Source organism: Ciceribacter ferrooxidans (genome assembly GCF_004137355.1).
GTDB lineage: Bacteria > Pseudomonadota > Alphaproteobacteria > Rhizobiales > Rhizobiaceae > Allorhizobium > Allorhizobium ferrooxidans.
Window position 1 is genome coordinate 98244 of sequence record NZ_SDVB01000170.1, and the last position, 15066, is coordinate 113309.

Below are 15066 nucleotides of genomic sequence, written 5' to 3' on the forward strand. Positions count from 1 at the left end.
CTCTTTCGACGGATGTGATGCCGGCGGCACGAGCCGCTGGACTCGCTTATACGCCAAGAGACTTCAGCTTTCGATGGAGCGCGGAACGCTCCATGCCGACGAATTCCGCGGTGCGCGATATGTTGCCGCCGAAGCGGTTGATCTGGGCGATCAGGTAGTCACGCTCGAACATCTCGCGTGCTTCACGCAGCGGCAACGTCATGATGTGGGTGTCGTTGCGCGCCGAGACCTTCGGCAGCATGTCGGAGAGGTCCTGCGGCAGCATCTCGGCGGTGATCGGCGAATCGGGACCGTCGCCGTGGGCAAGAATCATCAGCCGCTCGATATTGTTGCGGAGCTGACGGATGTTGCCCGGCCAGTCGTTCGCCTGCAGCACCGCCATCGCATCCTCGCCGATCCTGCGCGGACGCACGCCGGCCTGCTCGCAGATCTGGCGCATGTACATGTCGACCAGGAAGGGAATGTCCTCTCGCCGTTCGGCAAGCGCCGGCACCTTGATCGGCACCACAGCCAGCCTGTGGAAGAGATCCTCGCGGAAGCGTCCCTCGGCAATCTGGTTTTCGAGGTTATAGGCCGTCGACGAGATGATGCGGACGTCCACCTTCACGCGCTTCGAGCCGCCGACGCGCTCGAACTGCTGTTCGACCAGCACGCGCAGGATCTTGTTCTGCGTCTCGCGCGGCATCTCGCCGATCTCGTCGAGATAAAGAATGCCGCCATGGGCTTCCTCCAGCGCGCCGATGCGGCGCGGCTGGCCGGGCGACCCCTCGGTGCCGAAAAGGGCGATTTCCATCCGGTCCGGCGTGATCGCGGCGGCGTTCAGCGTGACGAAGGGACCACCGACGCGGGTCGAACGCTTGTGGATCATCCGCGCCACCAGTTCCTTGCCGGAACCGGAGGGGCCGAAGATCATGATGCGGCTATTCGTCGGGGCGACCTTGTCGATCGTCTGGCGCAGCTGCGAGACGGCGACCGAGGTGCCGATCAGCTCGGCGGTGTCGCCGGCGCGCTTCTTCAGCTCGGAGACCTCGCGCTTCAGCTTCGAGTTTTCGAGTGCCCGCTCAGCGATCAGGATCAGCCGGTCGGCCTTGAACGGCTTCTCGATGAAATCGAAGGCGCCGCGCTTGATCGCCGAGACCGCCGTCTCGATGTTACCGTGGCCGGAAATCATCACGACCGGAAGCTCGGGATGACGGGTCCTGATCTCGTCGAGCAGTGACAGTCCGTCGAGCCGGCTGCCCTGCATCCAGATATCGAGGAAGACCAGCCGCGGCACGCGATCGGAAATCGCCGCCAACGCACTGTCCGCGTCATGGGCCGTGCGGGTCTCGTGGCCCTCGTCGCTCAGGATGCCCGAGACGATTTCGCGGATGTCTTCTTCGTCGTCGACTACAAGAATGTCAGAGGCCATGGACCTTTTCCTTGTCACCTTCACCTGCGGCGGGAACGACTGCATCGAGGCGCGGCAGGACGATCCTGATCATGGCCCCTCGCCCGTGGTCGAACTCCGCCGGCGCGTCATGCAATTCGAGCTGACCGCCGTGTTCTTCGATAATCTTCTTCACGATGGCGAGCCCGAGCCCCGTGCCCTTCTCGCGCATCGTCATGTATGGCTCCAGGATGCGGTGGCGGTTCTCGACCGGCAGACCGCGCCCGTTGTCGATGACGTCGACGACGAAACTGTCCTGGCCCTCGTCATAGGCCGAGCGCACCAGCACCTTGCCGCCCCGCCGCTCTTCGGCCGGCACGGCCTCGATGGCCTCCACCGCGTTCTTGATGAGATTGCCGACCGCCTGCCCGAGCATGCGGGCATCGAAGCTGCCTTCGAGCGGCTTGTCACCGAACTCGCGCAAAAAGGTTACGTCATTGTTACCCATCTCGCGCAAGAAGACGGCATCGCGCAGAATGTGCCTGAGATCGGACCGCTGCTTCGCCGGCTTTGGCATGCGGGCGAAGGCGGAAAACTCGTCCACCATGCGGCCGATATCCTCGACCTGCCGGACGATCGTATCCGTGCACTGGTCGAAGACGGCGCGGTCGTTCTCGTCGATCTGCCGACCGTAGCGGCGCTTGATCCGCTCCGCCGAAAGCTGGATCGGCGTCAGCGGGTTCTTGATCTCGTGAGCGATGCGGCGCGCCACGTCGGCCCAGGCGGTCGAACGCTGCGCGATGACGAGATCGGTGATGTCGTCGAGCGTGATGACGTAGGCGTCGGCGGCGCCGCGGGTCTCCTCGCGGGTCACCTGCACGCTCAGCGTCCGCTCCTTGCCGCCGCGGATCAGGTTGATCTGCTGACGGTATTCGCCGCGGTGGCGCACCGCCGCCTCCGCCATCACCCGATCGATCTCGGGGGCGATCACCGAGAGCTTCTTGCCGACGATCTCTTCGGACGACTGGGCGAGGAAATACTCCGCCGACGGATTGACAATGGTGATGACGCCGTCGTCCTCGACACCGATCACGGCCGCCGTGACGCCCGACAGCACCGCCTCGATGAAGCGGCGACGATCATCGACTTCGTCCTTGGCTTCCAGGATTTCGTCGCGCTGGGTGCGGATCTGCGAGATCATCTTGTTGAAGGTGAGCGACAGGCTGCCGACGTCGCCATCGGCGGAGCGGACGGGAACGACGACGTTGAAATTGCCGGAGGCGACGTTGTCGGCAGCACTGATCAGCAGACGAATCGGCCGGACGATGCGGTCGGCGATCGCGATCGCCGTCCAGATCGCGGCGAGCAGGACGATGAGCGCGAAACCGAGATAGAGGACGGCGAACGCGATCTGCAGCGAAGTGCGGCCGGCCTCCATCGCCTTGTATTCGGCGGTGTTGTCCTCCATCAGCCGCATCGCCGCCATCACCTTCGGGTCGACGGCGCGGATCGTGTAGAGGAAGGTGCCGGAGATGGAATCGAGCTTGATGATCGCGCCGACGAGATTGGTCACGCCCGGGGGGATCAGTGTCGGCTGGCCGGCAGCCGCGCTTTCGAGCGCGTCCTTCGGGATTGCCGGCAGGGGCTTGTCGGTCTTGATCTCCGCCTGGGTGATCGCCGAACCGTCCTGACGCACGAGGAAAGCGCCCAGCATGCCGCGCCCCTTCGCCTGGCGGGTCATCAACTGCACAAAACCGGTGCGGTCGAGGAAGAAGAGCGCGCGGTTGCGGTCGAGGTCGTTCGCCATCGAAATGGTCTGGCCCTGCAGGTAGCTCGCATTCTCGAGCATGTAGGCCTGCGCGACGTCCATCGACGAACTGACGATCGATTGCGTCCGGATCGAAAACCAGCGATCGAGGCCGACGTTCAACGTGATGCTGGCGAAGATGGCGACGAGGATGGCGGGCGTGATCGCGACCACGGAAAAGAGCGCCACGATGCGGACATGCAGCCGGGCCGCCGCGCGGCCGCGCGTTCGCGCCCTCACAAGGCGACTGACCTCGCGTCCGATGAGGAACATCAGGCCGACGACGAACAGCGAGTTCAGAACGGCCGACGCGATGAGGACATTGGAGGTCGGCTCAATCGGCGTCAGCCCGAGCAGGACCGGCAGCGTGAAGACGGCGCAAGCGAGCGCGCCACCGGCGAGGACGAGACCGGGCAAAGCAAAGGACGCGCGGCGGTCGTTCGCCAGTGCGGCGTCACTCTCCGCCACGGGATCGATCCTTCGGCTGTCCATCTCAAATCACTTCCCGCCCGCCGGGGCCAATATCAGCGCTGTGCGCACCACAGAGGAAACAGTTTCGTCCGAACGGACGAACGAAACGGCCTGAGCGGACTCGCGCCGTGTCGTGACTTTTGAGCAACGTATTGTGGCGAAATTGCAACGGCAGTCGGCGGGTGTCAAGCCGACCGGGAGCTCCTGTAGACCGATACGCCGAGCTCGCGAATCTTCTTTCTGAGCGTATTGCGATTGAGGCCGAGCAGGTCCGCAGCCTTGATCTGGTTGCCGCGGGTCGCCGTCAGCGCCGCCAGGATGAGCGGATACTCCATCTCCGTCAGCACGCGATCATAGAGGCCGGCCGGCGGCAAACCATCGCCAAAGCTGGCGAAATAGCTGCGCATGTTCTCTTCGACCGCCTGTGCGATGGTCATCGGTCCTGATGCGACGCTCGCCTTGGTGATCGGGCTGTCGGCAATGTCGGAGCGCAGTTCGGATTCGATGATTTCCCGGGTGATGACATCCTGTGGATAAAGCGCCATCAGGCGGCGGACGAGGTTCTCCAGCTCGCGGACGTTGCCGGGCCACGCGTAGGATTTCATGACTTCGAGCGCTTCCTGGTCAAAGCGCTTCGAATCAAGACCCTGTCGCTCGCCCTCCTGGATGAAGTGGCGGACGAGGTCCGGGATGTCTTCGGCACGGTCCCTCAGCGGCGGCAGACGCAGCGGCACGACGTTGAGGCGGTAGTAGAGGTCCTCGCGGAAGAGGCCCTGGTTGATCGACTGCTTCAGGTCCTTGTTCGTCGCCGCCACGATCCGGACGTCGGTGCGGATCGGCGTGCGACCGCCGACGGTCGTGTATTCGCCCTGCTGGAGAACGCGCAGGAGGCGCGTCTGCGCATCCATCGGCATGTCGCCGATCTCGTCGAGGAAGAGCGTACCGCCCTCGGCCTGCTCGAAGCGGCCCGTCGAGCGCGTCTGCGCGCCGGTGAAGGCGCCCTTCTCGTGACCGAAGAGCTCCGACTCGATGAGGTCGCGCGGGATCGCCGCCATGTTGATCGCGACGAAGGGACCGTTGCGGCGCTTGCCGTAGTCGTGCAGCGCGCGCGCCACGAGCTCCTTGCCGGTACCGGACTCGCCGGTAATCATCAGCGTGAGGTCGGTCTGCATGAGCCGCGCGAGAACGCGGTAGATCTCCTGCATGGCGGCCGAACGCCCGACCAGCGGCATGCCGTCCTGCACGTCATCGTCGACACGGGCCGGCTTTTTCTTCGGCTCCGCAAGCGCGCGGCCAATGATGGCGATCAGTTCGGTCAGATCGAACGGTTTCGGCAGGTAGTCATAGGCGCCGCGCTCGGATGCCTTGATCGCCGTCATGAAGGTGTTCTGCGCACTCATCACCAGAACCGGCAGATCGGGCCTTGCCTTCTTGATGCGCGGCAAGAGGTCGAAGGCGTTCTCGTCCGGCATGACCACGTCGGTGACGACGAGATCGCCCTCGCCGGCCGAAACCCAACGCCAGAGCGTCGCCGCATTGGAGGTAATCCGGACGTCGTATCCCGCCCGCGTCAGTGCCTGATTGAGCACCGTGCGGATGGCGGCATCATCGTCAGCAACAAGGATGGTGGCAGTCATCAGAGGCTTCCTGTGGAGTTCGCCGGAGTTGCGTCTTCGAGTGCGACACCCCGGGAGACGGGCATCAGCACGCGGAAAGTCGTGCGGTTCGACTGGCTGTCGCATTCGACGATGCCACCGTGACCGCCGATGATCTTCGCGACAAGCGCGAGACCGAGCCCCGATCCGTTCGTCTTCGTGGTGATGAAGGGATCGAAGAGATGCGGCAGCAGGTCGGCGGGAACACCCGGACCATTGTCATGCACGCAGAATTCGAGCGGCAGCGAAATTTTCTCGCGCGAGCCGGCGACCGAGAGGCGGATGCCGGGGCGGTAGGCGGTCGTCAGCTGGATTTCTCCGTCGGCACGGTCGCCGATCGCCTCGGCCGCGTTCTTGACGAGGTTGAGGAACACCTGCACCAGTTGATCGCGATTGGCGTAGACGGGCGGCAGCGACGGATCGTAGCTCTCGGTGATCTTGATGTCGCGGGCAAAGCCCGCCTTGGCGATCGCCTTTACGTGGTCGAGCACCGAATGGATGTTGATCGGCTGCCGGTCCACCGGCCGCTCGTCGGAGAAGACCTCCATGCGGTCGACCAACGAGACGATGCGGTCGGTCTCGTCGCAAATGAGGCGTGTCAGCGCCCGGTCCTCGTCGGTCACCGAGCTTTCCAGAAGCTGTGCCGCGCCGCGAATGCCGGAAAGCGGGTTCTTGATCTCGTGCGCCAGCATCGAGGCGAGCCCCGTCACCGAACGGGCGGCGGCGCGGTGGGTCAGCTGACGATCGATCTTGTCGGCCATCGAACGCTCCTGGAACACCACGACCACGGAGCCCGGATCGCTCACCACCGGGGCGACGTAGAGGTCGACCAGCTTGTCCTCGCCGAGCCGCGGCGAACTGAGGTCGACACGGTATTCGTTGACGGGTGCCCGCCGCTCCCGCACCTGGTCGATCAGGGCGAGCAGCGGGCTGCCGAACGGGATCAGGCTCGCCACCTGATGGCGGGCGAGATGGCTGGCGCTCGCGCCGAAGAAGGACTCCGCCTCCCAGTTGGCGAAGGTGACGAAGCCTTCGGCATCGACGAGGATCACCGGGTTCTGGATGGCGTTGAGGACGGTCAGGGCCAGACCGTTGTCCCGGGTTTCCTGCGGTTGCGACATCAGGCGGCCTCCTGCCGGTCGTTTCTCTCGCTCGCCGCCGCTTCGAGCGCGCGAGACAGGGCCGCGACGACGAAACGGGGATCGCGGGCGGTCATGATCTCGGCCTTGCGGGCCGGCGCAAGGCCCGCCGCGAAGCGTTCGAGATACCAGCCCAGATGCTTGCGGGCGTGGCGCAAGCCGACATCGGTCCCGTAATGCGCCAGCATCATCTCGTAGTGTTCGACGGCGATCGCGGCGATCTCCGTCCGCTCGGGTGCAGGGGCGCCGGCAACTACGCCGGCGAGCCAAGGCCGCCCCTGACAGGCACGCCCGACCATGACCGCATCGGCGCCGGAACGCCTCAGGATTTCCTCGGCGTCCTCGCTGCTCGAAACGTCGCCGTTGGCGATCAGCGGGATCCTTACCGCTTCGCGCACTGCGGCGATCGCATCCCAGTCTGCGCGGCCCTCGTAGAACTGCATGCGGGTGCGGCCGTGGATGGTGACGAGCTGGATGCCGGCTCGTTCGGCGCGCGCGGCGATCTCCGGCGCGTTGATCGAATTCTCGTCCCAGCCGAGCCGCATCTTCAGCGTCACGGGAACGCTCACCGCCTTGACCGTCGCCTCGATCAGCGAGAGCGCATGGTCGGGGTCGCGCATCAGCGCCGAACCGGAATAGCCGCCGATCACCTTCTTGGCCGGGCAACCCATGTTGATGTCGATCACGTCGGCGCCGTTGGCCTCGGCGATCCGCGCCGCTTCGGCCATCCAATGCGCCTCGCGGCCGGCAAGCTGGACGACATGCGGGCGCGCCTCGCCGTCGCGCAGCCGCATCCAGGATTCGGCCGCATTCAGCACCAGTTCCCGGCTCGCCACCATCTCGGTGACGACGAGCCCCGCCCCGAAGCGCCACGCGAGCTGACGGAACGGCAGGTCGCTCACCCCGGACATCGGTGCCAGCGCAACGCGATTGCGGACGGTCACCGGCCCGATCTGAAACGGCATGTGAAGCGCTCTGGATTGCAAATGATTATCTTTCAGGCACGGATCGGATTTGCACTATTTTTAGCCAGCCTTGAACGGCTTGCCAAGCGAAAACCGCCGGACGGAACAAAAATTCGGCGCGCTCTGGAAATCTTGGCGCCGACGCTCTACTGCTCCCTTACGTGTTATTTGTGTCAGGAACAATCTCCGCGAATGGCAAATCTCGGGGCCTTTTCAATCGCTGTCATCGTGGTCGCCGCCGGGCGCGGCGAACGGGCCGGCGCTTCCGCGGAAGGGCCGAAGCAGTATCGCCGCATCGGCGGAAAGCCGGTGATCTCCCAGACACTTCAGCGCTTTGTCGACTGGCCGGCAACGGGTCCGATCGTCGCAGTCATCCATCCCGATGACGAGGCGCTGTTCGAGGATGCTTGCCGGTATCTGAAAGGCGAACAGGACATCATCGTCGCCTTCGGCGGGCGCACGCGCCAGCAGTCGGTCGAAGCCGGTCTGAAGGCGCTTGCCGGCCGCGACGTGACCCACGTGATGATCCAGGACGCCGTCAGGCCGTTCGTCGATACGGCGATGCTGGAGCGGGTTCGCGCCGCCTTCGAGGACGGTGCCGAAGCCGTATTGCCGGCCATTCCGGTCACCGACACGCTGAAGCGCGGCTCGGCCGAAGGGCTCGTGATCGAGACCGTGCCCCGCACCGAGCTCTATGCGGCCCAAACGCCCCAGAGCTTCAGCTTTCCGGCGATCATGGCCGCGCATGCGCGCGCCGCCGCGGAGGGACGGGACGATTTCACCGACGATGCCGCCATCGCGGAATGGGCCGGCATCCCCGTCCGTCTGGTCGAGGGGTCGCCGGACAACGTCAAACTCACCGTCCAGCGGGATATCGCCATGGCTGACGCCAGACTCTCCTCCTCCGCCCTTCCGGACGTGCGCACCGGCAACGGCTATGACGTGCACCAGCTGGAGGCCGGCGACGGCGTCACGCTCTGCGGCGTCTTCATTCCGCACGACCAGAGGCTCAAGGGACATTCCGACGCCGACGTCGCCCTGCACGCCCTGACCGACGCGCTGCTCGCCACCTGCGGCGCCGGCGACATCGGCGACCATTTCCCGCCCACCGATCCGCAATGGAAGGGCGCGCCCTCGCGCATCTTCCTCGAGCACGCGGCGAAGATCGTCCGCGACAACGGCGGCACGATCATGAACGCCGACATCTCGCTGATCGCCGAGGCCCCCAAGGTCGGGCCGCACCGCCAAGCGATGCGGGAGAAGCTCTCGGAGATTCTCGGCATCTCGCTCGACCGCTGCTCCGTCAAGGCGACCACCAACGAGAAGATCGGCTTCGTCGGCCGGCGCGAAGGGATTGCCGCGATCGCCACTGCGACCGTCGTCTATGGAGGTGCCAAGGCATGACGGTGTTTCCACCGGAGATCGAAGCACTTGCCTCACGTATCGTAAGTGAATTTACGCAACGCAATTTGAAGGTCGCCACCGCCGAATCCTGCACCGGCGGACTGATCGCCGGCGCACTTACCGAGATTTCCGGCTCGTCCGCCGTCGTCGACCGCGGCTTCGTCACCTATTCGAACCAGGCGAAGGTGGAGATGCTCGGCGTGGACGAGAAGGTGCTCGACACCTGCGGCGCCGTCTCCCGCGAGACGGCGTTGCAGATGGCGGCCGGCGCTCTTCGCCGCTCGCGGACGGATATCGCGATCGCGGTAACCGGCGTTGCCGGCCCGACCGGCGGCAGTGCCGAAAAGCCCGTCGGTCTCGTGCACATCGCGGCACGCCGCCGCGACAGTCGCCTCATCCACCGTGAAATGCGCTACGGCGACCTCGGCCGGAGCGGCATCCGTCTCGCGACGGTGACGACGGCGCTCGAAATGCTCCTGGAGCTGGCTGCAAAAGACTGAGTGTGCGATTGCTGCGTTCAGGCCGTGTAGATCTCGTCCGCACGCTTTTCGAAGGCTTCGGAAAACATCCGGAAAGCGCGGTCGAACATCGAGCCCATCACCGCGCCGAGGAGCCGACTCTTGAACTCGTAGTCGATGAAGAAATGCACCGAGCAGCCACCCTCGCCCGCCGGCTCGAAACGCCAGCGGTTGTCGAGATACCTGAATGGACCCTCGATATATTTCACGTCGATCACGCGTTCGGCCGGCACGAGAAGCACCTGCGTCGTAAATGTCTCGCGGATCGCCTTGTAGCCCACCGTCATGTCGGCGACGAGCAGCGTCTTGTCGTCCCGCTCCCGCCGCGAGCGGATCGCGAGCGCCTCGCACAGCGGCAGGAACTCCGGATAGCGCTCGACATCGGCGACGAGCGCATACATCTGGCCGGGCGAGTGCTTGACGATACGGCGGGTTTCGAACTGGGGCATAATCGCTCAATTAGCCGCTCGCCCAAGCGAGATCAAGGAGTCTGAGGCAGCGCGACAACGACGATCCGACGACCTGCTATCCGGCTTTCTGTGCCGGAGTCGGTTGAAAAACGGCGTCGCGATAGAGCATCGCCGGTAGCACAAAGAGTGGCGTGGCACTCAAGACCTCCGTCGCCGAGACACAGATAGCTGAGGCCAATTCGAATAGAGTCGCCGCAGGCGACGATGTGGGTACGACATTGCCTATTCTCCCGAGGAGAAGACTGACAAGAATCGGCAACGCCAATGAAAGCGTGTTAGCCACAAAATATCGAGCATATGTCTTGATCAGTTTTTTACGCCCCCGCTCAAGAGCTTCTCCGACGGATTTCTCACGCTTCATGATATCGGCGGGCAACCATGTGCCGAACAAGGCGAGAGAAAGTGGCATCGTTACCACAAAGATCACAACCAAAAGGCCGGTGATGGAGCCCTTATGCGAAACAAGCGGAGGCATGAGATTCGCAACGGTGTAAGTCGCCAGCGCCGCCAACAGCAATCCGAAAAGAAAGATGAAGGCACACTTTAAGATATACAGCAATCCTGGAAAAGACGGGACATACCCGAATAGCCTTACAAGGCTTTCATCTTTTAGAATTGCAACCTGTATATTATGGCCAATGTAAATATAAAATAATGTTGATGCATATGAATTTTTAATGACAAAGATCTCTGTGCAAAATTTCCCTATTCCATATATTGATATTAAAACAGCGAAGACACCCACATTAGCGCGAAATAATGCGATACTCTTCGAAAACATTCCGGATCCAACCACTTTGTCGCGAGCGCTCCACTACATGAGCCAGTCCCGCGCCTCAACCTCGAAAAACGCGCGCGTTTAGCGCTCATTCATGCCATCCGAGCACACCTCGACTCGCAAGCCAAGGAAAGAATATCCTCTGGTTGTATATAAAGACTTACGACAGACTATTCCGTCACTTGCAGCTTCCGCTCCCGCGCCGCCCGAAGCCGTGCGAAATCGTCGCCGGCGTGATGGGATGAGCGCGTGAGCGGGCTTGCCGACACCATCAGGAAGCCCTTGGAATAGGCGACCGTCTCGTAGGACTTGAATTCGTCGGGGGTGACGAAGCGCTCGACCTTGTGATGCTTGCGGGTCGGCTGCAGGTACTGGCCGATCGTCAGGAAGTCGACGTCGGCGGTCCTGAGATCGTCCATGAGCTGGAGCACTTCGTTGCGCTCCTCACCGAGGCCGACCATGATGCCGGACTTGGTGAACATGGTCGGGTCGAGTTCCTTGACCCGCTGCAACAGCCGGATCGAGTGGAAATAGCGCGCACCGGGACGGACCGTCAGGTAGTTACCCGGCACGGTCTCGAGATTGTGATTGAATACGTCGGGCTTGGCGGCGACGACGCGCTCCAGCGCGCCCGGCTTCTTCAGGAAGTCCGGTGTGAGGATTTCGATCGTCGTTTCCGGGGAAGCGGCACGGATCGCCCAGATCACCTTCTCGAAATGCTCGGCGCCACCGTCCTCCAGATCGTCGCGGTCGACGGAGGTGATGACGACATGGGTGAGCCCCATCTGCTTCACCGCCTTGGCGACGTTTTCGGGCTCGTCCGGATCGAGCGCATTCGGCTTGCCGGTCGCGACGTTGCAAAAGGCGCAGGCGCGGGTGCAGATCTCGCCCATGATCATGAAGGTGGCGTGTTTCTTGTCCCAGCACTCGCCGATGTTCGGGCAGCCGGCCTCCTCGCACACGGTGACGAGCTTGTTGTCCTTCACGATCGAGCGGGTTTCGGCATAGCCCTTGGAGGTCGGCGCCCTGACACGGATCCATTCGGGTTTGCGCAGCACTTCCGTGTCCGGCCTGTGGGCCTTCTCCGGATGCCGGACGCGCTTTTCCTCAGGAGTCATCCGGTCGAGGATCGTAACCATGTCTACCTGCCTTTTGCCGCTCCGGGCGGCTCCGAAACCTTACTGCAACCCGGCACGTCACGATGACGGCGACAGTGCCGGCGCCACCGCGTCAGCGCCTGACGAGCTTGACGACGAACAAGAGAAGACTTGCGCCGAGGAAGCCGGTGATCAGATAGCCGAGCGCACCGCCCGCTATCGAGATGTGGAACTGCGCGAGCACCGCATTGGCGACCACCGAGCCGACGATGCCGAGCACGATGTTCATCAGGATGCCGAAGCGCACATCCATCAGCTTGCCCGCAAGCCAGCCCGCGAGGCCGCCGATCACAATCGTCAAAATCCAACCCAAACCCTGCATTGCCCCAATCCCTTCCTCGGTCAATACCGACTTTCATATACGATGCCGTTCCCGGCATCACAACACTCAGGCGTTCAGCGCCCGGCCATAAGCATCGAGAACGCTCTCCTTCAGCGTTTCGGAAATGGTCGGATGCGGGAAGATCGTGTGCATCAGTTCTTCCTCGGTCGTTTCGAGGTTCATCGCGACGACGAAACCCTGGATCAGTTCGGTCACTTCGGCACCGACCAAATGGGCGCCCAGGAGCTCGCCGGTCTTCTTGTCGAAGATGGTCTTGACGAGGCCCTGATCCTCACCGAGCGCGATCGCCTTGCCGTTGGCGACGAAGGGGAAACGGCCGACGCGGATGTCGCGGCCCTGCTCCTTGGCCTTGGCTTCCGTCAGGCCGACGGAGGCGACCTGCGGATGGCAATAGGTGCAGCCGGGGATCTTGGACTTGTCCATCGGATGGACGTTCGGCAGTCCGGCGATCTTCTCGACGCAGATCACGGCCTCGTGCTCGGCCTTGTGGGCGAGCATCGGCGGGCCGGCGACGTCGCCGATCGCGTAGATTCCGGGAACGTTGGTACGGCCGTAGCCATCGATCTGAATGAATCCGCGGTCGGTCTTCACGCCGAGCGCCTCGAGGCCGATGTTCTCGACATTGGCCTGCACGCCAACGGCCGAGATCATCCGGTCGGCGGTGATCTTCTCGATCGAGCCGTCCTTCTTCTCGACATGGGCGGTGATGGAGTTTGCACCCTTCTCGACCTTGGCGACCTTGGCTTCGAGCAGGATCTTCATGCCCTGCTTTTCGAACTGCTTCTTGGCGAGCGCGGAAATTTCCGCGTCCTCGACCGGCATGACCTGGCTCATCACCTCGACGACGGTGACGTCCACGCCAAGCGTGCGGTAGAAGGAGGCGAATTCGATGCCGATCGCGCCGGAGCCCATGACGAGCAGCGACTTCGGCATTTCTTCCGGCTTCATCGCCTCGAAATAGGTCCAGATCAGCTTGCCATCCGGCTCGATGCCGGGCAGCGCGCGCGGGCGGGCACCGGTCGCAACGATGATGTGCTTCGCCGTATAGGTGCCCTCGCCGAGCGTGTTCTTCGGCAGCGGCGCCTGCGGCTGCTGGATCGCCTTTGTCGTCTTGGAGACGACGATCTCGCCGGGTTTGGAAAGCTTCGCCTCGCCCCAGATCACGTCCACCTTGTTCTTCTTCATCAGGAAGCCGACGCCGCCGTTCATGCGGGCGGCAATGCCACGCGAGCGGGCGACGATCGCCTTCAGGTCGGGCGTAACCGTGCCTTCGATCTTCACGCCGTAGTCGCCGGGATGCTTGGCATAGTGGAAGATTTCGGCAGAGCGCAGCAGCGCCTTGGTCGGGATGCAGCCCCAGTTGGAGCAGATGCCGGCGAGGTGCTCGCGTTCGACAACGGCCGTCTTCAGCCCGAGCTGAGCCGCGCGGATCGCCGCAATATAGCCGCCGGGGCCGGAACCGATAATGATGACGTCATAAGCGTTGGACACGGGCCTTCATCTCCTCTTTGTCGGGAACGGGCTCCCCTGTCGCGGGAAGCCCTTCCAAGGGACGAAGTCTCCGGCGATCACGCCTTCGTCAGCATCCCGTAAATCTCGTCCTTCAGAACCATCCGCTGTTTGCGCATCGTTTCCATCTGCGCATCGCCAACAGGTTCCACTTCCGTCTCCGCCCGGTGGATGGCGCGATTGACGTCGCGATAGTCCTCGAGCAGTTGGGCGAAATGCTCGTCGCTCGCCTTGAGCTCGTGCATCTTGCCGGCAAGTTCCGGAAACTCGTCCTGGATTTCGTGCGGCGTATTCGACATCACTTCTTCTCCTCGTGGGTGGCCTATGAAGTGAGCCATATACGCTCGTCAGCCGCTCTCCTTGATCTTGGTCAAATTTCTCCGAAAGCCGTTCACAGTCCGAGCATCATCCGCACGACCGGTTCGATCGCGCGTCCGACCGAGCGGCTGTTCTCCGCGTCGAGATGGATACCGTCGAGCGGTGTCGTCTTCGCGGCCGAGCCGGCGTCGAAAAAGCCGCAGCCGAGGTCGTCCGCCATGTCACGATAGAGGCTCGCGAGCATCGCCGACTCCTCGATCGCACCCTTGAACATCGCCGCGAACGGCGCATTCGCCGTCTCGCAGATCGGCGGCGGCGAAACGACGAGGATTTCCGGCGCCTCGAAATCGAAGCCCCAGTCGTGGAGACGGATGAGCTTCACCAGCCGCTCCATGCCCTTGACCGCCGCGATCGCCGTACCGGCCACGCCCCGCTTCATGTCGTTGGTGCCGAGCATGAGGATCACGAGATCGAGCGGCTTGTGGCTTTCGAGCACGCTCGGCAAGAGCTTCACGCCGTTGCGCTCGGCATCCGCCAGATGGTCGTCGTAAGCGGTGGTGCGCCCGTTCAGGCCTTCGGCAACGACCCGGACCCCGTGACCGAGCGCCTTCTGCAAGACGCTCGTCCAGCGGTCCTCATGGGCATGACGACCGAGGGCCACGGGATCGTAGCCCCAGGTCAGACTGTCACCGTAGGCGAGAACGGATTTCAAGAACACTCTCCCATCGACAAACGAGACCTCAGCAGGAAGTACGACCAATGTCCCGCGAGCAATGCCAAGCCCGGAACCAGAAGCGCCATGAGAAAGGCCTGATCGACATAAGACTGTTGATCAGCGAGCCAGAACCAGAGCACTGCGACTCCTGCAACAAAGCAAGCCGTCAAACCACCCATGGCCCAGTGCAGAATACGTAAACCAAAGAAAAGTCCGGCCGACGACGCCACAAATGCAACGGCGGCAAGCGGGATAAGGTTCGCGCCGACAAGGAAGAGATCCCGTGGCACTGCCTCATTTCCGCCGTCCGGGGCCAGCAATTCCAGAACCACGGCGAAGGCCCCGAAGCCGGCAAGGCAAGCAACCAGCGCTGCTCGAAACGACGCGCCCAAGGGGTGCGTTTCAATGCGTGGTATTGCCATGCCCGCTCCAAACACCTTCATCGGTG

At 63.2% G+C, this 15066-nt stretch carries 15 protein-coding genes; 2 read left to right on the top strand and 13 right to left on the bottom strand.

Features of this window, described 5'->3' with window-relative positions:
* Positions 1-46: 46 nt before the first annotated feature.
* From ntrX to dusB, 5 genes are all read right to left on the bottom strand, one after another.
* Positions 47-1411 carry a nitrogen assimilation response regulator NtrX gene (gene ntrX, locus EUU22_RS04800; RefSeq protein WP_129330925.1) on the bottom strand — a complete coding sequence of 455 codons (1365 nt, stop codon included), beginning with the start codon at positions 1409-1411 and terminating at the stop codon, positions 47-49.
* On the bottom strand, positions 1401-3668 hold the full coding sequence (locus EUU22_RS04805; RefSeq protein WP_129330926.1) for a sensor histidine kinase NtrY-like: 2268 nt from the start codon (positions 3666-3668) through the stop codon (positions 1401-1403). Before EUU22_RS04805 ends, ntrX begins: the two co-directional genes overlap by 11 nt.
* Positions 3669-3832: 164 nt before the next feature.
* A complete protein-coding gene (ntrC, locus tag EUU22_RS04810; RefSeq protein WP_129330927.1) occupies positions 3833-5284 on the bottom strand; it encodes a nitrogen regulation protein NR(I) in 1452 nt (483 codons plus the stop codon).
* Positions 5284-6423, bottom strand: coding sequence for a two-component system sensor histidine kinase NtrB (locus EUU22_RS04815; RefSeq protein WP_129330928.1), 1140 nt, complete (start codon positions 6421-6423; stop codon positions 5284-5286). The genes ntrC and EUU22_RS04815 overlap by 1 nt, the downstream gene beginning before the upstream one ends.
* Positions 6423-7406: a tRNA dihydrouridine synthase DusB gene (gene dusB, locus EUU22_RS04820; protein WP_165351093.1), complete on the bottom strand. Its 984-nt coding sequence runs from the start codon at positions 7404-7406 to the stop codon at positions 6423-6425. Before dusB ends, EUU22_RS04815 begins: the two co-directional genes overlap by 1 nt.
* Before the next feature lie 192 nt (positions 7407-7598).
* Here dusB and EUU22_RS04825 point away from each other — a divergent pair, with 192 nt between their 5' ends.
* On the top strand, positions 7599-8810 hold the full coding sequence (locus EUU22_RS04825; RefSeq protein ID WP_129330930.1) for a bifunctional 2-C-methyl-D-erythritol 4-phosphate cytidylyltransferase/2-C-methyl-D-erythritol 2,4-cyclodiphosphate synthase: 1212 nt from the start codon (positions 7599-7601) through the stop codon (positions 8808-8810).
* Entirely contained in the window at positions 8807-9310 is a 504-nt protein-coding gene (locus EUU22_RS04830) for a CinA family protein (RefSeq protein ID WP_129330931.1), read from the top strand. The genes EUU22_RS04825 and EUU22_RS04830 overlap by 4 nt, the downstream gene beginning before the upstream one ends.
* A 17-nt stretch (positions 9311-9327) precedes the next feature.
* On the opposite strand, the gene EUU22_RS04835 is transcribed toward EUU22_RS04830, so the two are convergent.
* From EUU22_RS04835 to EUU22_RS04870, 8 genes are all read right to left on the bottom strand, one after another.
* Entirely contained in the window at positions 9328-9777 is a 450-nt protein-coding gene (locus EUU22_RS04835; protein ID WP_129330932.1) for a type II toxin-antitoxin system RatA family toxin, read from the bottom strand.
* A 76-nt stretch (positions 9778-9853) separates the two neighbouring features.
* The gene (locus EUU22_RS04840; RefSeq protein ID WP_129330933.1) at positions 9854-10579 is read right to left on the bottom strand and encodes a hypothetical protein; all 726 of its coding nucleotides are present in this window, start codon (positions 10577-10579) and stop codon (positions 9854-9856) included.
* Positions 10580-10746: 167 nt separating this feature from the next.
* Entirely contained in the window at positions 10747-11715 is a 969-nt protein-coding gene (gene lipA / locus EUU22_RS04845) for a lipoyl synthase (protein ID WP_129330934.1), read from the bottom strand.
* A 91-nt stretch (positions 11716-11806) separates the two neighbouring features.
* On the bottom strand, positions 11807-12055 hold the full coding sequence (locus EUU22_RS04850; protein ID WP_129330935.1) for a GlsB/YeaQ/YmgE family stress response membrane protein: 249 nt from the start codon (positions 12053-12055) through the stop codon (positions 11807-11809).
* Positions 12056-12121: 66 nt separating this feature from the next.
* Positions 12122-13567 (bottom strand): dihydrolipoyl dehydrogenase, encoded by a 1446-nt coding sequence (lpdA, locus tag EUU22_RS04855; RefSeq protein WP_129330936.1) that lies wholly within the window; start codon positions 13565-13567, stop codon positions 12122-12124.
* A gap of 77 nt (positions 13568-13644) precedes the next feature.
* Positions 13645-13884 (bottom strand): HP1242/YdcH family protein, encoded by a 240-nt coding sequence (locus EUU22_RS04860; protein WP_112689705.1) that lies wholly within the window; start codon positions 13882-13884, stop codon positions 13645-13647.
* Between the two features lie 92 nt (positions 13885-13976).
* Positions 13977-14615: an SGNH/GDSL hydrolase family protein gene (locus EUU22_RS04865; RefSeq protein WP_129330937.1), complete on the bottom strand. Its 639-nt coding sequence runs from the start codon at positions 14613-14615 to the stop codon at positions 13977-13979.
* On the bottom strand, positions 14612-15061 hold the full coding sequence (locus EUU22_RS04870) for a hypothetical protein (protein WP_129330938.1): 450 nt from the start codon (positions 15059-15061) through the stop codon (positions 14612-14614). The genes EUU22_RS04865 and EUU22_RS04870 overlap by 4 nt, the downstream gene beginning before the upstream one ends.
* Positions 15062-15066: the final 5 nt, after the last annotated feature.